The sequence below is a fragment of the Brevibacillus fluminis genome, assembly GCF_052072235.1.
GTDB classification, from domain to species: domain Bacteria; phylum Bacillota; class Bacilli; order Brevibacillales; family Brevibacillaceae; genus Brevibacillus_D; species Brevibacillus_D fluminis_A.
In genome coordinates, this window is the sequence record NZ_CM125436.1 from 1,373,195 (window position 1) to 1,394,602 (window position 21,408).

At 40.4% G+C, this 21,408-nt stretch carries 21 protein-coding genes; 13 read left to right on the plus strand and 8 right to left on the minus strand.

Going from position 1 to position 21,408, the window contains the following annotated elements:
- Nucleotides 1–89 precede the first annotated feature (89 nt).
- Nucleotides 90–1,640 (minus strand): recombinase family protein, encoded by a 1,551-nt coding sequence (locus tag ACTID9_RS07050; RefSeq protein ID WP_441070517.1) that lies wholly within the window; start codon nt 1,638–1,640, stop codon nt 90–92.
- Entirely contained in the window at nt 1,640–1,801 is a 162-nt protein-coding gene (locus ACTID9_RS07055) for a hypothetical protein (protein ID WP_441070518.1), read from the minus strand. The genes ACTID9_RS07050 and ACTID9_RS07055 overlap by 1 nt, the downstream gene beginning before the upstream one ends.
- 437 nt (nt 1,802–2,238) lie before the next feature.
- On the opposite strand from ACTID9_RS07055, the gene ACTID9_RS07060 reads away from it, so the two are divergent.
- The 3 genes from ACTID9_RS07060 (at nt 2,239) to ACTID9_RS07070 (ending at nt 3,842) form a co-directional block, all read left to right on the plus strand.
- Nucleotides 2,239–2,424, plus strand: a complete 186-nt coding sequence (locus ACTID9_RS07060; RefSeq protein ID WP_441070519.1) for a helix-turn-helix domain-containing protein — start codon at nt 2,239–2,241, stop codon at nt 2,422–2,424.
- Nucleotides 2,421–2,654, plus strand: coding sequence for a hypothetical protein (locus tag ACTID9_RS07065; protein WP_441070520.1), 234 nt, complete (start codon nt 2,421–2,423; stop codon nt 2,652–2,654). The genes ACTID9_RS07060 and ACTID9_RS07065 overlap by 4 nt, the downstream gene beginning before the upstream one ends.
- A gap of 939 nt (nt 2,655–3,593) precedes the next feature.
- Complete coding sequence (locus ACTID9_RS07070; protein WP_441070521.1) at nt 3,594–3,842, plus strand: hypothetical protein; 249 nt, start codon at nt 3,594–3,596, stop codon at nt 3,840–3,842.
- A 186-nt stretch (nt 3,843–4,028) separates the two neighbouring features.
- On the opposite strand, the gene ACTID9_RS07075 is transcribed toward ACTID9_RS07070, so the two are convergent.
- Nucleotides 4,029–4,343, minus strand: coding sequence for a helix-turn-helix domain-containing protein (locus ACTID9_RS07075; protein WP_441070522.1), 315 nt, complete (start codon nt 4,341–4,343; stop codon nt 4,029–4,031).
- A gap of 160 nt (nt 4,344–4,503) precedes the next feature.
- Here ACTID9_RS07075 and ACTID9_RS07080 point away from each other — a divergent pair, with 160 nt between their 5' ends.
- Nucleotides 4,504–5,502, plus strand: a complete 999-nt coding sequence (locus ACTID9_RS07080) for a hypothetical protein (protein WP_441070523.1) — start codon at nt 4,504–4,506, stop codon at nt 5,500–5,502.
- A 106-nt stretch (nt 5,503–5,608) separates the two neighbouring features.
- Here the strand turns inward: ACTID9_RS07080 and ACTID9_RS07085 are convergent, their stop codons facing one another.
- Nucleotides 5,609–6,085, minus strand: a complete 477-nt coding sequence (locus ACTID9_RS07085) for a hypothetical protein (protein ID WP_441070524.1) — start codon at nt 6,083–6,085, stop codon at nt 5,609–5,611.
- Nucleotides 6,086–6,533: 448 nt separating this feature from the next.
- Between ACTID9_RS07085 and ACTID9_RS07090 the strand changes: the two genes are divergently transcribed.
- Nucleotides 6,534–7,532: an integrase gene (locus ACTID9_RS07090; protein WP_441070525.1), complete on the plus strand. Its 999-nt coding sequence runs from the start codon at nt 6,534–6,536 to the stop codon at nt 7,530–7,532.
- A 73-nt stretch (nt 7,533–7,605) separates the two neighbouring features.
- Here the strand turns inward: ACTID9_RS07090 and ACTID9_RS07095 are convergent, their stop codons facing one another.
- Complete coding sequence (locus ACTID9_RS07095) at nt 7,606–7,875, minus strand: helix-turn-helix domain-containing protein (RefSeq protein WP_441070526.1); 270 nt, start codon at nt 7,873–7,875, stop codon at nt 7,606–7,608.
- A gap of 542 nt (nt 7,876–8,417) precedes the next feature.
- On the opposite strand from ACTID9_RS07095, the gene istA reads away from it, so the two are divergent.
- The 6 genes from istA to ACTID9_RS07125 all read left to right on the plus strand — a co-directional run bounded on the left by istA (nt 8,418) and on the right by ACTID9_RS07125 (nt 15,124).
- Nucleotides 8,418–9,830: an IS21 family transposase gene (gene istA, locus ACTID9_RS07100; protein ID WP_441070527.1), complete on the plus strand. Its 1,413-nt coding sequence runs from the start codon at nt 8,418–8,420 to the stop codon at nt 9,828–9,830.
- Nucleotides 9,831–9,906: 76 nt separating this feature from the next.
- Nucleotides 9,907–10,632 (plus strand): IS21-like element helper ATPase IstB, encoded by a 726-nt coding sequence (istB, locus tag ACTID9_RS07105; RefSeq protein WP_441070528.1) that lies wholly within the window; start codon nt 9,907–9,909, stop codon nt 10,630–10,632.
- Nucleotides 10,633–10,663: 31 nt separating this feature from the next.
- Entirely contained in the window at nt 10,664–11,674 is a 1,011-nt protein-coding gene (locus ACTID9_RS07110) for a recombinase family protein (RefSeq protein ID WP_441070529.1), read from the plus strand.
- A gap of 177 nt (nt 11,675–11,851) precedes the next feature.
- Nucleotides 11,852–12,427, plus strand: coding sequence for a DarT ssDNA thymidine ADP-ribosyltransferase family protein (locus ACTID9_RS07115; protein ID WP_441070530.1), 576 nt, complete (start codon nt 11,852–11,854; stop codon nt 12,425–12,427).
- Nucleotides 12,428–12,704: 277 nt separating this feature from the next.
- Nucleotides 12,705–13,754 carry a type II toxin-antitoxin system antitoxin DNA ADP-ribosyl glycohydrolase DarG gene (darG, locus tag ACTID9_RS07120; RefSeq protein WP_441070531.1) on the plus strand — a complete coding sequence of 350 codons (1,050 nt, stop codon included), beginning with the start codon at nt 12,705–12,707 and terminating at the stop codon, nt 13,752–13,754.
- Nucleotides 13,755–13,903: 149 nt separating this feature from the next.
- Nucleotides 13,904–15,124 carry an IS256 family transposase gene (locus ACTID9_RS07125; protein WP_441070532.1) on the plus strand — a complete coding sequence of 407 codons (1,221 nt, stop codon included), beginning with the start codon at nt 13,904–13,906 and terminating at the stop codon, nt 15,122–15,124.
- 534 nt (nt 15,125–15,658) lie between these two features.
- Here ACTID9_RS07125 and ACTID9_RS07130 read toward each other — a convergent pair.
- A complete protein-coding gene (locus ACTID9_RS07130) occupies nt 15,659–16,774 on the minus strand; it encodes a site-specific integrase (RefSeq protein ID WP_340963376.1) in 1,116 nt (371 codons plus the stop codon).
- A gap of 169 nt (nt 16,775–16,943) precedes the next feature.
- Nucleotides 16,944–17,153 (minus strand): helix-turn-helix domain-containing protein, encoded by a 210-nt coding sequence (locus tag ACTID9_RS07135; RefSeq protein WP_340963378.1) that lies wholly within the window; start codon nt 17,151–17,153, stop codon nt 16,944–16,946.
- A gap of 405 nt (nt 17,154–17,558) precedes the next feature.
- Between ACTID9_RS07135 and ACTID9_RS07140 the strand changes: the two genes are divergently transcribed.
- Together ACTID9_RS07140 and ACTID9_RS07145 are read left to right on the plus strand one after the other, a co-directional pair.
- On the plus strand, nt 17,559–19,514 hold the full coding sequence (locus ACTID9_RS07140; protein ID WP_340963380.1) for a hypothetical protein: 1,956 nt from the start codon (nt 17,559–17,561) through the stop codon (nt 19,512–19,514).
- Nucleotides 19,515–19,790: 276 nt separating this feature from the next.
- A complete protein-coding gene (locus ACTID9_RS07145; RefSeq protein ID WP_441070533.1) occupies nt 19,791–20,873 on the plus strand; it encodes a hypothetical protein in 1,083 nt (360 codons plus the stop codon).
- A gap of 72 nt (nt 20,874–20,945) precedes the next feature.
- On the opposite strand, the gene ACTID9_RS07150 is transcribed toward ACTID9_RS07145, so the two are convergent.
- Nucleotides 20,946–21,395, minus strand: a complete 450-nt coding sequence (locus ACTID9_RS07150; protein ID WP_340963385.1) for a hypothetical protein — start codon at nt 21,393–21,395, stop codon at nt 20,946–20,948.
- Nucleotides 21,396–21,408 lie beyond the last annotated feature (13 nt).

Here is a 21,408-nt window from a genome sequence, read left to right on the forward strand (position 1 = left end):
GAGATGCCGTTTTTTCTTTTTTAATTTATGTTTCCGTATTCGGAGCATGTGGAGTGTACAGTGTTACTTAAATTAAGAGGGGCTACGGATTAAGCCCCTCGTTTTTCTAACGCCCTGACCGAATGAGGGCGGGTAATGTTGTAATGAATTGCTTTGATCGTACCATCTTCATTGACTTCTATCTTCTGAATAAGTCTTTGAAGAACCTGTTTCAAAACTTGTTCATCGTCGATGTCTAGCTTTGCGAAGCGGGCTATCTGTTTTTTAAAGGCATGGAGTTGTTCATCCATGTCTTTTTTCGTTTCAAGCAGAGATTCTATCTCAGCTTTCTTTTGGGTTAGCCTGGTTTGCTCCTCTTGGATGTGTTCGTTCTGAGCCTTGAATTGTACGATGTCGATAACTTTTTCAGAGTAGAGTTGCAGCAGGCTTTGAAACTCTTTGTTAAGCTGCTTCAACCGTTTGCTGATGTTAGTCAACTCTTTGGCATACTTGGCTTGTTGTTCATTGGCTTTGCCATTTACCGCCCCGTATAGCTTTTCCAACCTGACGTTATCAGCAATTAACTCTTTTAGGTCATCTTTTACCGCTTGCAGTAACGTATCAGATTCTACAATGTGTGAGGAACAAAAAGATCGTGAATGCTTCACATAGCCCCCGCAAACATAAGCCCCGCTTTTCCGTCTGTCGGTACGGAAAACCATTCCCTTACCACAATCAGCGCAGACAGCGATATGAGCAAATAGACTCTCGCGTCCGTTGCTTTTGTTCCTGCCCTTTTGTTTCATTTTCTCTTGAACGGCGTTGTATTCGTCCATAGTTATGATGGCAGGGTGGGCATTTTCAAAAACAATCTGCTGACTGGGTTCTACTTGTTTACGCTTCTTGGAAATGAAATCCCTTGTTTCTTCTCGGTGATGAACAAGCGTACCAGTATACACAATATTACTCAAAATGAGTTTTACTGTGCTTTGATGCCACAATTCCCCCGCGTTACTAGCGCCCGATACGGTTCTTGGAGTTGGAATGCCACGATCAATGAGGTGGTTGCTGATTTTGTACATGCCCCAATCATGATACAGGTAAAGGTCAAATATTTCCCTGACAATGGGAGCATAATCCTCATCCAATTCCAATCGCTTATTAAATGGGTCACGCTTGTAACCAAACGCGGGGAGGGAAGCCTTGTAAACCCCTCGCCTTGCACTTGCCCGCAATCCAATCTTGATCCGCTGGGACAATTTTGCGCTTTCTTCCTCAGCTAATACAGCCTTCAAATTAAACATGATTCTGCTATCGCGTGTTTCTGTATCGTAGTTATCTTCTGGCAAGATTAGTCGAATCCCAGAAGACTCTATTTCATGAGCGGTTTGAAGGTTTTCAACGGTGTTCCTGCCTAACCTTGATACAGACTTTGCGATTACGGCATCAAACTTTTTCTTCTTTGCATCGTAAAGCAGTCGCTGAATGCCTTCTCGGTTGTTTCTGGTCGCCCCACTGATTCCGTCATCAATGTACTGACCGACAACTGTCCAGCCATTTTGGGCAGCCAGGTTCATGGCATACGATACTTGATTTTCAAGGCTGTTCTTTTGGGCATCTTGCTTGGTACTTACACGGGCATATATAACAACCTTCAACATTAGTTTTTTCCCCCTTCTTTATCCACACAAGAAAGGGGAGTATTCGCTTTACCGATATCGTAAGCGGCTGATAAAATTTTGTCAATTTGACCATTCAGAATAAAGATTAATGCTTCTTCCAATGAATTTTCTCCGATAAACAAACGATCTACTTTGTTCATCAGTTATCCCCTCCTCGCCTTCCCTATCGTGGTGAGTGTGGGAACAGTTGCGATAAATTTTTATAGGACGGGAGCGGGGCAACATAGCGATTTTAGATGCCACCCAGTGCCTGATGGATTATTGGTACTTAGAAAAGGATCGGTAACGCTTGAAATATCTGTGCCAAAAAATCTTTGAACCTTTGTACGCACCGAAAAGCTGTGCTCAAATTTAACCTAATTTGATGTACATATTTTCGATGTTAAAGTCAGATTTATTAAGATAGCCTCCAAGAAAAAACGAATTGCTATTTTACACAGTTACCTCCATTTTCCTGCTGGAAAATGTTGCGATCCCTTTGCCTGCATTTTGGACAAAAGAAAGTCTGACATTCCCGAGTTAATGATTTTATTCGATTACTTATAATAGCTATACAAATTCATAATGAGGTGACGTTATGACGACACTTAGCAAGTTCTACACCCCGCGGCAAGTAGCCTCATTGCTGGGGCTATCGCAATTGACCATTTACAAGTGGATTGACGAAGGAAAACTAAAGGCTTACAAGGTGAATCAACGCTGGATGATCGAGCAAAAAGACGTTGAAAACCTTGTGTACGGTAAAGGAGGGAGTCAGAAATGAATTACTACTCCATTTCTGAGGTTGCTAACATGCTAACCAATTCTAGCCGAAGCAGACTTGTAACACCTGATCGGGTATGGCAATGGATTAAGAACGAGGGGCTACGGGCTGAACGTGCCCCCGACAATATCAGAGTCGGATCAAGACCGTACCTTATTGCTGAAACTGATCTAATCGTCTTTTTACAGGAAAAAGACTGGGATATTGGTTCTATTTTCCCAGTCCAATAAGACGAGTTTGCACAAACATAAGTATCTTCCGTGGTTTTACGGTAGCACACGTTAAATAACCGTCCCGACTAATCAGTCGGTGTGTCGCTCGTTAGAGGAGCATGTCCCTGTACTGCTGGTTTGATACCACACGGTACAGGGACAATCCGCAAATGATCCTTGCATCCCTCAGATTCTACTTTATGTAGCCCCGTCACGGTTGCCGAAAGGCAAGGGAGTCATGACAGACTTATGATAATTTATCATAAACGAGGTAAAGCCGTACCTGAGCGCGTCTGATGTCATGTAGGAAACCTCAAACCACCTGTTTCCTTTACTCTTCCCCTAAAATTAGGGGGGAGTAAAGTTTCCTAAACCACCTGTGTTCCCCCCAGCCAAAGAATAAATAAACTCTTCTGATGTCAGCGGGCGTAGCGCAGCGAAGCCCGCATGTGAGCAGACGTGAGCGTAGCGAACGGCTGCCACATCAGTAAACTGATTTTCATAAAGAGAAAACCCGCCAAGGGCGGGCAATCAGTAAGTTGGAACATAATATGTGATCGCAGACAGACTTTCTATACTTCACTCTTTACTTTCTATAGTTCTACTTAATATACTTTGTATGACGAAAATGACACTTCATGAAGTGACGAAAATGACATTTCAAAATAAAAATGAAGTGACAAAAACAGCACTTCAAATAACCAAAAACTACCGTCTACGATCACAGCTCGAGAACCATTCAATTCTCAAACGAGGGGCTAGCCGATGCAGATATTGTCCCAATTTAATAGTTTCCCCCGCCTTTTTTCTTGGACTCTTACTTTAAAGTCACAGAATGATTTCACTTTAACTTTATGATTTAGCAAAAGGGATTTTCTCGGCATTTTAAGAGGCGGGATTTTGTAAGCAGATATTAGTATCAGCAGGGCAATTGCATTATGAAGGGTGGGTGAAAGCATGGGTAAAAAAATCAAAAAACAGCTTGACCATATTGAAACAGTATTAAACAGTCAAACTCAAATACTTACTGAGTTGGTTTCCTTATTGAAAAATAATAATGTGCAACTAAGCGATTTTCATCAAAATCAAGACGCATCCATACCGTTTGACGGTGCTGAATTCAAGCGCAGCAAGACGATCACGGCAACCGCCAGACGAAAACCAACGATGAACGAGTTAAAAGAAAGACTTGATAGATTGATATAGCGATAGTAAAAAGTGCTACTAACGAATGTAGCACTTTTTTATTTTCCAGCCGTTCAAGCCCCCACCCAGTGCCGAATAAATATCAAATATGGTTCTGAACAAGGGGAACTCTCGTTTATCCTGTACCAAATTTTTCTGAATGGCGGGTACGCACACAAATTCAGGCTAATTCATCGAAGATTTCGATCAACACATTTCGAACCTTAACAAGCTGATCCGGTTTAACTTTTTAAGAATGGTCAATATTTCTTTAATTGTCTGCTCAGATTCGGTCAACGATTCAAGTTCATAAGAGAAACTGAACAACTGATGTATGCCGACCTCTAAGGCTTCAGCAATCTTGGCTATATTTTGAAGCGATATGTTTTTCTCGCCGCGCTCGATTTGACCGATGTAGGAATAGTGGAAACCACCTTTCTCCCCCAGCGCTTCTTGCGAAAGACCTCTTGCTTTTCTTAGTTCTCGAATCCGTAAACCAACCTGTTTAGCAATTTCGTCCATTACCCCACCTCTTTAAGAAAAAGTGTAGGTAATGAATCGAACACGAGACATCAGGCGTTGAATACAGTTTTAAGTTAAAATTGTATTTTTGAATATCAAATGGAGACTGACAATTTCCGATATATCTATAAGGTTAGTTTATATCCGAGGAGTGGTTACATTGTATGGAAGGATTCAAAAAGTCTTTGTTATCTGTTTCTGCGTTTTAATCGCCGTAGGCATATTGAATTCAATCAACAAAAGTTTCGAGAAAAAAACTGATAAAAAATCCATAAATGTCGCGGCGGAACAAGCTAACGAGGAAGACGATTCAATACCAGCTATTGAAACGCCGGAAGAAGTAATAAAGAAGTACTTCAATTATATAAACCTACGCCAATATGAAAATGCTCATTCGCTTTTGTTCGATATTTCTAAAAAAACAACTTCTGTGGAAGACTTAAAACTACTTTTTCATAATCCAACATCAGTCTCTGTAGAAAAAATTTTTGGAACAAAAATAACTGGAAGCGTTGCCGTCGTGGGTGTTGCCGCAAAACTTACTTTCTCGGAAGCTAAAGGGGAGTTTTACATCAAATCGCCCTATGGTTTGAAAAGGGTAAAAGGTAAGTGGTATATTGTGCTCGATCCAATGGATAATGAAAAAGATAGAGCGCTCGAACAGCAAATGGAGCAGGAACAATACGATGAAATCATGAACGATAAGCAACTCAAAGAGTATTATGATTGGCTAAGCAGCCAGAACAGTAAATTTACGAATGAAAATCCCTCCTTTGTCTCTAAGATGCAGGAAGATGCAGAAATAGTAAATCAACATGATAAACAAAACAGGCAAAAACTTTCTTCCGAAACAACAAAAGACATCAAGCCTAACGGTGATCCTACTAGGGTAATGGTCGGGGATGAGAGGGAAACAAAAAGCCTAAGTTATGTAGCGCCCTCAGAACAGTCATTTGATACAGGAATGAAAATTATGGCTAGATTGGATGTTGACGCTCTGAAACGCTTTATGTCGTCTGGAGAAGTTATTCCGATACAGGAAGGAACTACGGTTCTTGTGCTTGAAACGAATTTCCTAAAGGGATGGGCTATGGTCAAGGTAACGTCAGGAACATTCAGCGGAGAAAAAGGCTACATGCCTCTTGATCACTTGAAATAATGACAAAAACGCTGTACGTTTTACCGTAGCAGCGTTTTTTTTTGTGCCTTTTTATTTTGATGGCAATTTCTTTATTGGCAGTTGCCGTCCAAATAGTTAACCCCCGCTACCCCTTCCCTAATACCTTCCTCGCCGTGGCATGGGCGGCTTTATAGTATGTAAATTTTCTCCTACGCCCAATGTATTTCACGCTAAAAGCGGTGTTTTCATAAGTAGTAGATAATTTTTGCAGCAGATCAATTATTTCGTCGATTAACTCTGTGTACAGGGGTTTAGATGATACGGTTTTGGAAAAAAGGCGTTTTATTATGTCGCAGTCGGAATAAATAATAACCCTTTCCAAGTTATCTACAGCAAAAGTATTGGATTCGAGAAGTTCTGACAGTCTATTAAGGCTAAATTCGACTGCCATTAGTTCGCCAAATAAAGGATCGGGAACGGCTACTTGTTTTAGTTCAGAAGCAATGATATGCTTCTTCATACCTACGACGATCACACCCAAACCAATTGAGTTATTTGATTCATCGCATGAAGCATCGCAAAAAACGGTAATCAGCGATTTGTTGTTTCTAAAACTGTTCATAGAGCGATTCAGCCCCACTTATATCATATTGATTTTAGAAAGCTATGTTATTTGACCATATTGTAACATGCGCAATCTGAGAAAAGACAGCGCCATTCAGTACTTTGAAACGCTACAAAGCGAATACTCCCGTTTCCGCTGGACATAAGTTTGTTATCAGTGTCGATTCAACACATGTGGAGTGCTGTGTGTTGCTAGTGAAGGAATAGCATAATGGAGCCACACATTAACTTATATTGTAATATAAAATTATTTTGATGATGTTCTATTTAATTCAGGGACAGACGTTGAGAAGTGGATATTAGTGTTGGAGTATTTTACATAATAAGCTAAACTAAAGGTGCGTTTCTCGTGAGGCTGATGCACCTATTTATTATTTCAAGGTTAGTATTTGTAGTTCGACTTTTTTGCTTATGGATTATCTGGAACATGAAATGGAGTAGATATTTTGAATAATTTTATCCTTGTCCAATGGAAGGTAGAATGCTTAGAAAATGATAGCACTTATAAGAATCACATTACAAAGTTTATAGATTATATTATCCACATCGGAAAAGCAAATAGACCTGTCAGTATTACTTTAGAGGATGTTATAGATTGTGTTGGTTTCTATAATAAGTTGGGTAAAATTAACACAATAAAGTCGATGGAGAGTCATTTGGAAAGTGTAAAGGCTTTTTATAAATTTTTGGTTGAAAAAGACTATGCAACTGATATTTTTTCGAAAATATCATCATATCAAGATTTTAAAGAATTGATCATCGATAAGTATAGTCTTAAAACGGTTAAGGAAAGGGAGTGGCTAGATGAATTGATAGTAGTTGAAATTCTAGAGAAGTTAGACCTTTACTTCGATTCACATTCAATAAATCAAAATAAAAGATCACATGAATATAAGAGATTCTTTAAATACTTAGCGCTTAGAATTTTTATAAAGCTTACGTTGATTGCACCTGCAAAAAGGTCTGTAATTTGTTCTTTAAAAAAAAGTGATTTTACAGATGATTTTCGTTCTGTAATAATTAATGGAGTTTTGATTAAAGTACCTACAGGTTTATATCGTGATATTACTGGTACATTAGCTCTAGTTGAACAGGAAAATAAAAGACAGTTCAGAGATTGCGATTTTTTATTTAATGTTATTAGTGGAGAAAGTTTCAGAGGAGAAAATTTGAATGATTGGTTCTGTAGCTTTCTTAAGCATTATGAAATAATAGAAATTGAAGATGAGAAAACCACATATCCTGTAGAAGTTATTATGAACTCTGCTATTTATCAATTGGTTAGAAACGGAACAAATCCAGCATTTATTTCAGTAATAAATGGTACAACATTGTCTGCAATTGAGAAGAAATTTTATAATAATAACTTTTTAAAACATATTATTGATATCGATATATCGATTAATCACGAAATAAACAAAAGCAACTATTGCCATTTGATATAAAATTCCCTGATATTGGAAAATATATCAATTAATAAAGAGCGGAGGGATAAGCTATTAACTTACCTTCCGCTCTTTATTTGTTACCATGATTGGAATCTTTAAGATCTTCATATTCTGATTCAACTAACTGTAAGAAGAAAGACGGCTTAATTTTAAGCCCATCACATATTTCGAATATTTTGCTGACAGATGGTTCGTTTCTTCCAACTTCAATCATTGAGATGTAAGAACGATCTACTTCACAAAGGCCAGCGAGATCTTCTTGACTTAATCCTTGCTTGATTCGTAAGGCTTTCAAGGTTTTACCGATGATTTGTTTAATGGTCAGGTAATGGTTTTTCAAAGGGAAATACTCCTTTTACAACCATTATCAAATTGGTATAATAGCAACAACAGATAGAGTATTCAACAAAAAGGTAATTATTTACAATTTCTTGTATGTTTTTTGGTCACCAGATCCTTTCTAGTGACTTCAGAAGTTGGTAAAAACAATAGAAAACCAGTTTAAGCCAACAAAACCAGTCTATCCTTGTGAGTTTGACTTTCTACTATGTCAGTATGCCGGAGGATATATTTTCTCAAACACTAGAAACAACAAGCAATTTAAGACAATTCGCAGGATATAAAGTATAGGCATGGATGGATTATGAGGAAAAACGATAATAGTTCAACTCAGAGAAAGTTGAGTAGAGACAAACATCGGGATATAAGCCTATCTTTCTGTCCATTTTAGTCAACTTGGACTCGGCTGTTTATTGCACAATTGAAATGCCTAATATTGCAGCGTAAAAATGCTCAAAACAAATACAAAAAAGGCACTTGTCAGCATCAATACTTCCTCCTACCGTTAGGTTTGGGACAACTTAGCGAAGGAGAATGGAAAGGATGCTGAAAATGCCTCAACAACACTATATCAGGTTTTTACGCGAAGTAGAAGGATGCTCGGTAAACGAGATTGCAGAACGCGTAGGTGTTCACTGGCGGACTGCCAAAAAATATGCCGATGAAACCGATTGGAATGCCTCGATGACAAAACGAAAGGGCAGAAGTCCTGTCATGGGTCCATTTATGGAGATCGTCGATACCTGGTTAGAGGAGGACCGTTTGGTCCCCCGTAAGCAGCGACACACAGGTGTGCGCATTTTCCAACGATTGCGCGATGAGCATCAGTTTACAGGTGGACAGCGTACAGTATTGGCCTATGTGCAGAGACGAAAAAATGAAATGGAACTGGACCGTGCCAAAACGTACGAACGGCTTGAACATCCACGGGGTGAGGCACAAGTGGACTTTACAACCATTGAGGTATGCCGAGATCATCGATTGGTCACATACAAACTGCTGGTAATGTCTTTTCCGTACAGCAATGCTGCTTTCGTCTATCCGACACCAGCGGAAAATCAGGAATGCTTTTTGGAGGCGATGAAGCTGTGCTTTGAACAAATGGGAGGTGTTCCTCAGCGAATCAGGTTTGACAATCTCTCCGCTGCCGTCGTTCATATCGAGAAGCAGGGCGAACGGCAATTAACGGATGGCTTCCAGCGATTCTGCGCTCACTACCGGTTTGAAGCTGTCTTTTGCAACCCATACAGTGGTCATGAGAAGGGGCACGTGGAGAACAAATGCGGGTACTCCAAGCGCAATTGGGCAGTGCCGATTCCCATCTATGAAAGCCATGAACAGTTAGTTGCCTACTTCGCCGAGCAAGCTAGCCGTGATCGTGGTCGTCAGCATTATGCCCTAAATCGTTGCATCGCAGATCTATGGGAGGATGATCGCCGTAAATTGCTTACCTTGCCGGAGCATGGATTTGAGGCTTTTCGCTTGGGTGCTGCAGTGGTGAATAAGTATGGAGAAATTCGTATGGATGAATTGACGGTTCCGTTGTTGGGGATGGCAACGCCAGGCAGCGAGGTACTGATCCAAACGTTTTGGGATCGCCTTGTCATTCTAAACGGCCAACACCAGCTAATTCGGGAAGTACCCAGACCTTATACGGGACGAAATGTAGATATTCCGTGGTCACAAGTATGCGCTGGATGGCTGAAAAAACCACGTAGTGTAACGCACTCGCAGTTTCTCCGTATGCTACCGGAGATCTTGCAAGGGTATGTAACCGTGAAGGATCTAACAGAGCGAAAAGATCGTCTTCAGGCAATGTCACACTGGTGTGATATTTACACCATCGAACAGATTCAAGAGGTAATTGCTCTACTAGGCCAAGACACACCGATTACGCGCATCACGGCCGTGCTAGGCGTAAAATACGGCGGTCGTGACCTCCCTGTCACGTGGTAGGAGACGTTGTCCCCTCCGGGAACTCGCGTAGAAGGTTCCCTCCAACGCTATGATCAACTTGTGGGGGTGAGCTGAGATGCCGACGGCATTGGGAGATTTGTGCCGACAACTCCGATTGGCGCATGTCGTGGACTACGTATCCGTTCAACAGAATGAGCAGATTCGTAGCATTGTGGAGCAAATCCTTGTCGCGGAACTGGACGGCCGCCGCCGTGCCAAGTTAGGTAAGCTTGTTCAGCAGGCGGGGTTCCCGCATATTAAGACTTTCGAGGAGTATGTGTATGACCATATCTCTTTCCCTAGTGGCAGTAGTCCGGAGCTGCTCCAGGAATTGGATTGGCTCGAACGCAAAGAAAATTTACTCTTAATGGGTGCCGTCGGCACAGGGAAAACCCATATGGCAACAGCATTAGGTGTGGAGGCTTGCCGCCAGGGCAAGGCGGTACAGTTCTACCGGGCTTCCGATTTGGTTTCTGTACTTCAGGAAAAATTTGTGGCGGGAACACTCAGCCGATTTCGCGAGAAATTGAAAAAGATAGATTTACTTATTCTTGATGAAGTCGGTTACGTGCCGTTCAGCCAAACCGGGTCTGAGTTATTGTTTAACGTGATTGCGGATTGCTATGAGCAACAGAGTGTGATCGTTACATCTAACCTAGAGTTTGGCCAATGGACATCGGTGTTTGGAGACACGAAGCTCACGTCGGCGCTCGTTGATCGTCTGGTGCACCACGCTCATATCCTCTCATTTACGGGTGAGAGTTTCCGCTTCAAGCAGGCAATGGATAGGATTCCTATGTAGTTTCAAACGGCTGGCAAGTGCTTAGGCAATTTTGGCTGCAAAAATGAGCATTTTCTACTTGCAAAACACAGGCAAGCCTTGGGCATCGAATACGATTAGTGCCATTCTTCGAAATCCGACCTATATGGGGTACCTGACCTACGCTCAAGGGAAGGAAAAAGAAGTTCGTTCAAGTGCCGCGAATCCAGAACTGGTTATTATTTCAGAAGAGAAATGGCATCGTGTACAGGCGATCCGGGCGGGACGCAATCCAGAGCAGACCAAGAAGCATGGCGTTGAAGTGATGGTCAAAAATACAAAAGGTGAAATGCTCTTGATCGGACTCGCACGATGCGGTCATTGCCAACATGTATTGTCCTCTACTCCTAACTATAAGAAGTACATCTTGCAAGATGGAACAAAAATAAAACAGAAGTATATGATGTACCGTTGTTCTGGTAAAGGTTTGAAAAAGGCTGTGGATTGCGAAGGACAGACGCTTTATTCCAAAAAGCGGCTGGAAAATGTGGTCATCGATGAGGTACTGCGATATTTAGACCACTTGGAACAAGTTGACTTGACCAGCAAACTGAACGAACTCAAGAAACGGAATAGCAGCACGGAGACCACACAGCTCCAGAGGCTGAGTAAAGATTTGGATGATGCACGAGAGGAAATGAAGACCTACAAAGCTGAGGTGATCTTGTCGCTGAAAGGTACGGGGAAATTCACAAGTGAATTGTTGAATGAACTGATCGGAGAAACTGCCCAGCGAATCTCCAAGTTGGAGGAGCAGGTCGAGCAGGTCAGGCGCCAAGTGGAAGCCAAGCGTATCGAGAAGAAGGAACTGGAGACCTTGAAGCAGCATATTCCAAATTGGCGCAAGGTTTTCAATCAGGCTTCTGTCCAGCAAAAGCAAATGATGCTTCGAACCATAATTGGAGGGATCGAGGTTCGAAAAGACGGAATCAAGATTCACTATAAGCTGCGGATCAGCCAGTTCATTGGTACGATGGGTGTAGATGGGGGAAATCAGGTGGATGCTAATAAGGTAATTGTTTAAGGTATATAAGACTAATTCAAGATAGGACTCCTGCTACTTGCAGGAGTCTAATTTTATGTGTTCGGGAAAATTCGACATTCTTTTCGTAGTCAATGTGATACTATAAAAATAGGTCTTTTTGATTAATTGAAGTATATGGTTTATGTTAACTATTAAGACTAGGAGCTGACCTTAGGTATGTCGATACGGGATCAAAAATTAATCTATCATCTTACCAGCATTCAGAATTTTGAGTCGATACTCCAGTCGGGATTATTACCAAGAAATCAATTAGATGGTTTTGTAGATATTGCAGATGCAGAAATAATCGAGTTTAGAGAAGATAATAGCATTACTGATTACGTCCCATTTCATTTTTTTGCCAAAAACCCTTTTGATGGTAGAGTTCAAAAAGATAGACCTGATGAAGAATTTGTTTATATATGTCTGAAAAGAAGCTATGCTAAAGAAAATGATTTTCTGATCATACCACAACATCCAATTTCGATGGAAGAATTTAAAATGTATCCTTATGAAGAAGGTTTTGAATTAATTGATTGGGATACGATGGACATTAGAGACTATAGTGATGCCTTATGTAAAAATATTTGTATGGCAGAATGCGTTTCATCATTATCCATTGATCCGAGTGATTTTCATTGTATTTTTGTAAAAAATGCAGATCAAGAAAAGCTAATAAAGGAGTTGTCCTTAAAGCACTACGAGAGTATCCCCTACATGATAACCGTCAATTCAAAAATGTTTTTGAGCTAAGATTAAGATGATTGGAATGTAGGGAGCCCCTTGCTATACTAAGTAATTAGTTTAAACCAAAAGAAAAAGGTTCATGTATTTGTACATGGACCTTTTTTGAAATTCAGCTAAAGGATGAAGCTTTCTAATTGACTATTGGGTATAATTAAAAATAGCATGATTTATCGTAGTCTTCCATTGTGAACGTACTTTTTTTGATAGAGTAATAAAAATTGGGTCTGGTAATTGGTTGGTATGCTCAGAACATAAAACTGTTTGTTTTTAAGGAAGTGTATCTGTGATCAAATTTGTGAAAGGTAATATGTTTGATTCTGATGCTGTAGCAATTGTGAATACGGTTAATTGTGTTGGAATCATGGGCAAAGGCATTGCTTTAGAAGTAAAGAAAAGATATCCAAGCGTATTTGATGAGTATAAAATGATGTGCGACAGGAAAGAATTAAAACCAGGGATTATGCAAACTGTTCCCACTGAGAGCATAATTGGAATTCAATATATAATCAATTTTCCAACTAAAAGACACTGGAAAGCAAAGTCTAAGATTGAGGATATAGAACTTGGTTTAGTGGCATTAGTTAAAGAAATTAAAAAATATGAGTTTAAATCGATTGCCCTGCCACCTTTAGGCTGTGGAAACGGTGGACTGAATTGGAAAGATGTCAAGCCATTGGTAATAAGAGCCCTGCAAAGCTTTGAAAATGTTGAAATTTTAGTATTTGAACCGGAAAACTACATTGATAACGATGTTGAGGTTAAAAGTAACAATCAAATTAGTATTGAGAACAAACCAAAGCTTACTGAAGGTAGAAGGGATTTGTTAGACCTTCTTTTGGCATATACTAAAGAAAATTTTGTGGTTTCTGTGCATGAAATTCATAACTTAGCATTTATCCTGCAATCTGCAGGTCATTCATTAAACTTATCTTTTGTTCCATCTATTAATGGTCTTTTCTCAGAAGGTTTGAATCCAGTGTTATCAAAATTAAATGGTTATTATTTTAATGTTCTCAGCCAACCGAATAAAACATCGCTTATCAGAATAAAAGAAGATGAACTTTATAATAATGCTAGCATAAATAATCTTTTTCAAGAGAGTACTTGTAAAGTATTGGAGAGCATTAGAGGTTATCGGAGTGAAGCTGGTCTTGAATTGTTTTCAAAAGTACTGTGGGAAGTTCTGAATTTAGACAACCCAAATGACATAAACTTACTCATGAAAAATGTATTTAATTGGAAAACGGTTAATGAAGCCCTATACAGGGAGATTGATGTGAAAAAACTTCATTCTCATTTGATGAGTTGTTCTCTTTTCAGTTTTAAACAATAAGATACCTTTATGAAGGTATTGTCTTGTAAGGGAGCTGATTATGTCTGGTGTCACAGTTCGGGTCTGTAAAATAAAATGTGTAACCTCTTAAACCAGTAAAAGTTGGAGATACTGAAATCATAGAAACGATCTGGTTGGAGGACAAACACATGACCCATAAATTCTGGACCAAGCAAGAGTTACGACAGTTTGTAAAGGAACATAATTTTACATCCCCGGAGCAGATTCAGACAACGCTCAAGGAGCTTTTCAAAGACGTATTGCAAGAAGCATTGGAAGCCGAACTGGATACCCAGTTGGGGTATGACCGATACGATGGGAAAAATAAGCAAACCAAGAACAGCCGAAATGGCTATACAAAGAAAACCGTCAGCTCCGAGTATGGTGATGTGGAGATCCAGGTCCCACGTGACCGATTGGGTGAATTCAACCCCGTTGTCGTCAAAAAGCATCAGACAAATGTGACGGGGATTGAAGATCAGATCATTGCACTTTATGCCAAAGGTGTGAGCACACGAGATATTCAGGATCATCTGGAAAACCTGTATGGGGTTGAGGTGTCCCCCACGCTCATTTCCAATGTTACCAATAAAATTGTTCCCCTAATCAAGGACTGGCAAAACAGGCCTTTGCAAAGCGTCTACGCCGTCGTATTTCTTGACGCGATTCACTTCAAGGTGAAACAAGAAGGCCATATTGTGAACAAAGCGGCTTACATGGTGATTGGCATTGATCTGGATGGGAACAAAGATGTTCTCGGCATCTGGATTGGCGAAAATGAGTCGGCTAAATTCTGGTTGACCGTGCTAAATGAATTGAAAAATCGCGGGGTACAGGACATTCTCATTACTTGCGTGGATAACCTGACAGGTTTCTCCCAAGCGATTGCCGCCTGCTATCCACAGACGGACATTCAAAAATGTATCATTCACCAAATCCGAAACTCGATCCGTTATGTTTCGTACAAAGACATCAAGAAAGTAACGGCAGACTTGAAACCGATTTACAAAGCCGCAACGGAGGAAGCTGCCCAGTTGGAACTCGAACGATTTGAAGCGATATGGGGAGACAAATACCCGCTGATTGTACGATCTTGGCAGCAAAACTGGGGAGAACTAGCCACCTTCTTCCACTATCCGCCTGAATTACGAAAGCTGATCTATACGACGAACATGATTGAGAGCTACCACCGGCAATTACGGAAAGTGACCAAGGGCAAAAGCATCTTCCCGACTGATGAATCACTGCTCAAGATGCTGTATCTGGCTACGATGGATGTCCTGCGCAAGTGGACGGGGCGTGTCCAGAACTGGGGGCAAATTCTGTTGCAGTTGACGGTGTATTTCCCGGAGCGCGTACAGGTGCGTTGAAAGAGGCTTTACTTGGAGGGGGGCATGGTAGGCTGTTTGCCGATGCGAGGAAGTGTTTCACACACTCGCCGTATCGTATGGAAGCCATGCCCACAGAGGCTCCAAGTCAAGCCATGATAACTACAGTTGCTAGATTCGGTTTTGGAAGGTTACACAAATTTCTTGACAGACTCCACAGTTCCCTAATTGGCAACTTTAAATTGATGAGCTGTCATGTTTCTTTTATGGCTGTGTAAATGACCATCCGTGGGAGAGCGCTACACTGGCAGTGTAGAGGTCAGCGGTTCGATCCCGCTATGCTCCACCATAAAAAGACCTTGAGACGCTTGAATTTCCGAGCGTTTTTTGTTTTTCTGATAAGAAATCGATTCTCTTGTGTTGGGCTGTGGTCACACAGTTGGTCACACTGGGTAGTTTCAGAGGTTTATTTGCTCATTATTAGGGCACCTATCGACCAATCAGAGATAAATAATTCTCGATCTTAAAAAAACTCGCTCAGTCCATAATCTTGTGACTGAGCGAGTTTTCATGTCATTATCCAAACAACATATTGCCAAATTGTTTAGCGGTCTCTTTATGAACGGTTGGTAAAACGTGGGTATAAGTATCAAGAGTAACTCTGATATCGCTATGCCCAAGGATTTCTTTTACTACTTTTGGATTTACTCCTTGGGTGAGCAGCAATGTGGCAACAGTATGACGGAGCCCGTGGAATTTTATCTTAGGCACCTTTGCCTTTTTCATTAGCCTATAAAAGTCACGGAGCAAATTTCGGGGATTGATCGGGGTTCCCGTCTTAGTGCAAACGACAAGGTTGTAATCTTGGTAGCTTGATCCGGCAGCAAGCTTTTCCTTTGCTACCCTCTTCTTGTGGGCCTTGAGTTCCTCGATTGTTTTTTCAGTAAGTGTAATGGTTCGAGTGCTTGATTTGGTTTTGGTTTCTTTGGAGAAATGCTTTCCGTCATGGCTCAATGTTTGACGAACTTGAAGAGTTCCATTCTCTAAATCTATATCCTTCCATCGGAGGCCGAGTATTTCTCCTTGCCTCATTCCTGTTGTCAGGGCGAGAAGATACGCCATGGATAAATTGCTACCTTCAGTCTCTTTGAGGAAACGGGTGGTTTCTTCTAAATTCCACACCAGCATTTCCTTTCGAGGGACCTTGGGAGTCTCCACATCTGCTGCTGGGCTGTAAGAAATATACTTTCGCTTAACGGCCATCTTCAAAGAGCTCTTGACGATCTTATGAATATCTAAAATGGTGGTCTCTGATAATCCTTTTTCTTTTGCCAAGTGAGCGTAGAATTTTTCGATCATCTGTGGTGTGATTTTTCTGAGTTCTACCTTTTTAAAATATGCGACGATGTGTTTCTGGACGTTGTGTCTGTAGGTAGCAAGTGTAACAGGCTTTAGCTTTAAAGCTTTGCTATCCAGCCATTCACCTTCTAAAAATTCACTGTATCCCAGTTTGGTATTTTTGATATAGGTATTCTCATCTACCTGTTGCAGAATTTTCCTCATTTCTCTCAAAGCTTCTTTTTCTGTACGAAATCCCCGGCGCTTGATTTGTCTTCTCTTGCCGAGTTCATCTTTCCCCGCGCTGACAACAAACCAGTATGTACCTGTCTTTGAGTCTTTGTTAACTTTCATTTACGCATAACCTCCACTTGGTTAGTCATTTAGGAAACAAAAATAAGCAGGAGCATTTGGCCCCTGCCGATTTACAAAGCTGTTACTCAACAAATGATTTTTTACTGTAATATGCTGTCAGATTGGAATGAACTGCATGAAAGCCAATAACAGCTCATCTAGGCGAAACTTAATCAGCTAATTCTCTGTAACGCTCCAGTTTCATATCCGTCTGTGTGAGAACAAAATCAATGACGGCTGCTTTTGGTACTCGATAGCCTTTCAGTTTGATCGCCTTTATTCGTCCAGTCCTCAACAGATCATATACTTTGGAGCGGCCTAAATTCAGAGCTTCCATTACATCCTCAACTGACATGATGTCATCGTACTGAGTAAACATAGTCTCATCCTTTCTTTACAGGCTTTTCTCTTGTTTGAAATAGATGCAAGTCATTTCAACGAGTTCAATTATCATATTGTTCTGTGCAAGTTAGTTTTAATTGATTGTCGTTCGTTCGATTTAGTTGACGTTCAATACTACTGATACTAAGAGCAATGACAGACAGGCTACTTAGAAGATGGATGCCACGAAATCAGAGAGGTGTGGTAAAATAATCCTGCTAGGTGTGACCATGATTTTTTATTTGGATCTTAACAGTGTTCAAATAGTTGCTGCCAATGAATACTTCATACAGAAACAACAAATTGTACAGTTATAGAAAGCCTATAATCATGGGTTTTCTATCTAACTACCTTGCTTCCTTACTTCCTAATAGTCCAAATGATTGCAGATGGAGAATGATAAATGTTTAAAGGTATGAAGCTGTTTACTGACTCTTATCATATAAGTAGTGACTCTCTCTATGGCATTCATGAAATTGAGAAAATGAGAGCGACCTTTAATCAAGCTTTTGAGGAGAATAACATTGAAATCTTTGTAGATGATGATTTTACCGTTATCTATGGTGATCCATCTGATCATCTATCCACTTACGAGTTGAACGCCGATCCTATTTTGAATAAATATTTCTTCTTCCCAATCGCTAAACTCTATTTGGATGATGGCTCTAATAAGCGAGATATGGGAATTAGAATGTGCTTTGTTAAGGAAGGAAAGCGTGGAATAAAATGCCACGTATTTGATATTGCAAGCAAGCAATATGAAAAGGTCGGAAGTTGGTCTAAGGCACAAGAATTCTTCGGAAATAAGTATATTAGTAATAATATTCGCAAGATGTACCCCACATATATATCTGTGTGTAACAAGATTTCCGGTCAATTAGAAAAGAGACCACATATTGTTTATACAACTCAAAACGGTTGGGTCGAAGGGGGTCATAACTGGTTCTACGTCCCTGTTTCTCCTAGTGACGAATGTGACTTGCTCTACAGTGAGTCATTAAACTCAAAGTATAAAATGAGTCCAGCTAGACATTTAACCAGCCAGGAGGCATTCCGGCAAACATGGAGTATGTTAGACATTGCGGACAAGAGAATAACATTGCCGCTTTTGTCTTACACTTTTTTGTCTCTGATTACAAGCTTAATGAACTATAATGCAGATGATTTTCCCAAATTTACAATCTGCATTTCGGGTAACAATGAGTTACTGAATCAACAAGGTTTTGCCAACCTGTTTTGTAACTTGTATGACAGAAAAATGAATATTTTCAGCTTAAATTCTGTGTATCACATTAACTCGGACATGGACAAAAATACAATTGAAAAGAAGTTCTCCAAAATTAGGGATGGCATTCTGATCATTAATGCCAATACACGCCCAAAACTTATTGAGCGGTCAATACGAGGGATGCAAAACCTCAATGCTGAGAACATGCTGCTGATCCTAAATGAAAAAAGGTTAGATAAAGAGTTTGTATTGAATCTTGATATAAGCGAAGTTGACATTAATTCCTCCCATTTAGAGTACCAGCGGCAAAATACTGATTTACTAGCGTCATCGGTCTTTCATGCTATTGAGTTCTTTAGAAGATCGTTTCAACTCGCAGACACTTCTACTCTAAAGAAAATGGAAGGGTATCTACGCAAACGATATAAGTACTTCCGGAAGCTTCTTGAGAAGGACGATACTCGGCAGGACGAAGATAAATTACACATGTATTCGTGCCTGCTGATAGGGCTTGATCTATTACTTAATCCAGTAAAAAATGATTTGCTCGTGTTTAGTCACAACATAGGTGACGAAAAAGTACAGGCATATATGGACGAAGCGGTGCAGCTTTTCCAACAAGAGTGTACAACTGAAGATACGGCTGCTGTGATCGAGAGTAAAATGACAACCGAGAATAACGGACAGCCGATAAAGGATGAACATATTGTTTTTCTTGAAAAACTGTTTGAATTGCTGCCAACGCCAATACCACGTTTTCAAGATAAAAACGACAATCCTGATATATTTACTTGGACGGATAAAAAGGACGAAAACATTATTTGGATTAAGAATTCCGTTTTTCAAACGATTTTGTTATCTATCTACAGCAAGTTTGAAGAACTAGATGAAGATGAGCGAAGATCGACCATTACTAAATATAAGACCAGGATTTACGAAATGCTGCGTTCCAATGAAATTTCCGTTATTTTGCCTAAGAATGGTGACCCACAAAATAGTACTATTAAAATTGGGACTACCGAAAAAGACGATTACACAGGGAATAGAGCTATCGGGACGCGCAAGCCGTGTTCAGTTTTCAAAATGGACAGACGGAGAGCAGAAGAGTATCTAAACTCTTTAAAGAATTGAATGATTCAGTATCAGAAGGCGTATAGACAAAGCGAAACGATGTCATAAACTGCGAGGCCTTGCTAGTTCCAAGGCTTGATTGAAGAACTATCTACAGACTAATTCCGAGTCTCAATAAAAGAAAAACTACACGGTCAGCACTTGATTGACACTCCGTGTAGTTTTTTATTTGCCAAGTAACAGTACCTCGACTTAAATAATACTCCCCCTCCGCCAGCAGAGTCTGACACTACCTGCAAATAGCGGTACTTCGGGGAATAAGGCGAGGTACGGAGAATGATTGACATGATGTACATTACCTGTCGGCTATCTGCCACTGAGTATAAAACGTGCAGAGAACGATTGAATCAATACTTGGATAAGAATTTCCATTCACATAAGCTTCGCAAAGATCGATTTGATAAAACTGCTCTCGTGACGAATGGGTTGGCAAAATGGGGTTTTCAAGAAATCCGATTGCGGAAGGGGTGTTGGGCAAATACGATGGAGATACGCTTTCGCCCGCAGCTGCTAATAAACCAACAAGGGTATTATCAACTGACATCCATCCGGCAATTTGAGCAGATACACATTCTATTCAATTATTTGTTGCTTGATCTTCTCTCACTACCAGTCCCCGATTTTTTTGCTTGGACTGCCAAGAGAGTTGAGGCTGCTGTTGATCTGGCCGTAGACGAACAGCTTATCCCGAAATATATCGTCCTCTTCAAAAAAGGATATATCCCTGAGTATTTTTGGATGGCAAAACTGACAAGAACGTATTGGGATTCAGTGACGAATGTTTATTTAATGTCCGCTAACAAAACCGTTAACTGGTATAATCGGTACGCGACTTTGCAGGAAAAAACTAAGAAATCGAACAAGCAATATATGGACTTCTCTGAGACGAGAGGAATTCTACGTTTTGAGACTCAGGTTAGAGACAATATGAAATCAGTGATGGATACGCTGAACCAGACTTATTTAAAACAGGAAGTTATGAAATTCTACAACTTGATTGTAGGAAAGGGTGACTATTATTCCCTGGAGAAAGCACTCACCATTGTACGTCAAAACACCTCGAATCAGACAAAGCGTATGGCGCTTGAAAGACTGCTACGGCTTCTTGAGAGATGCGGAAGTATTCATGCTGCAAAGGATTGCTTCCTTGAAGGACAGAACGCTGACAAAGCTGCTGACAAATTTAGTAAACGCATCAATCAGCTACGTAATCTAGGTATAAATCCTGTGCTGTTGCCTCCTGAATGGGGAATAGAGTGGTTAGAGAATTTATACGACAAGATCAATGCCACGGCTGACAAAGAGGAAAAAGGAGCCAAGAGCCTTAGGGAATTGGGAGTGCTTACTATGTCTGTTTAAAATAACAGAAGGAGCTATTCGCCCCTTCTGTTGTTGTACGGTCAAGATAAAACTTACCTCTGTATTTCTGGTCTAAGAAGCCTTTTTCCAATCCCATTTACGCCACTTAACCGATTCCCCGTGCTCTTTGCGTACTAAGTCTTTCAACATCCACAAAAAGTTATTGGAATTATCAAAATCACCCGTTAAGCAACCCGCACAAAATTGATGGCAATTATCCAGCAGCACATTGTACTTTCTAATCGCTTCCAGATTGTCATTTGCTCGGGCTCCTGCCATAGGGAAGCCGATGGACCAGTCTCTATCAGAATAACAAGGAACATAGATTTCATGGTTAAACGTAGTGATATGATTTGTGAATTCTTCTAATGAGACTCTTTCGACGAGTCCTTGTCCATTCAGATGAATGATAGAATTCTGACCAACGAAAATACCTGAATGTTCCGCAATACCAAAGCCTAATTCAGTGTACACAACTGAACCATATGATGGTGCTATGTTCCTAGTTGTTCCCCAAAACATATAAAGACCTCCT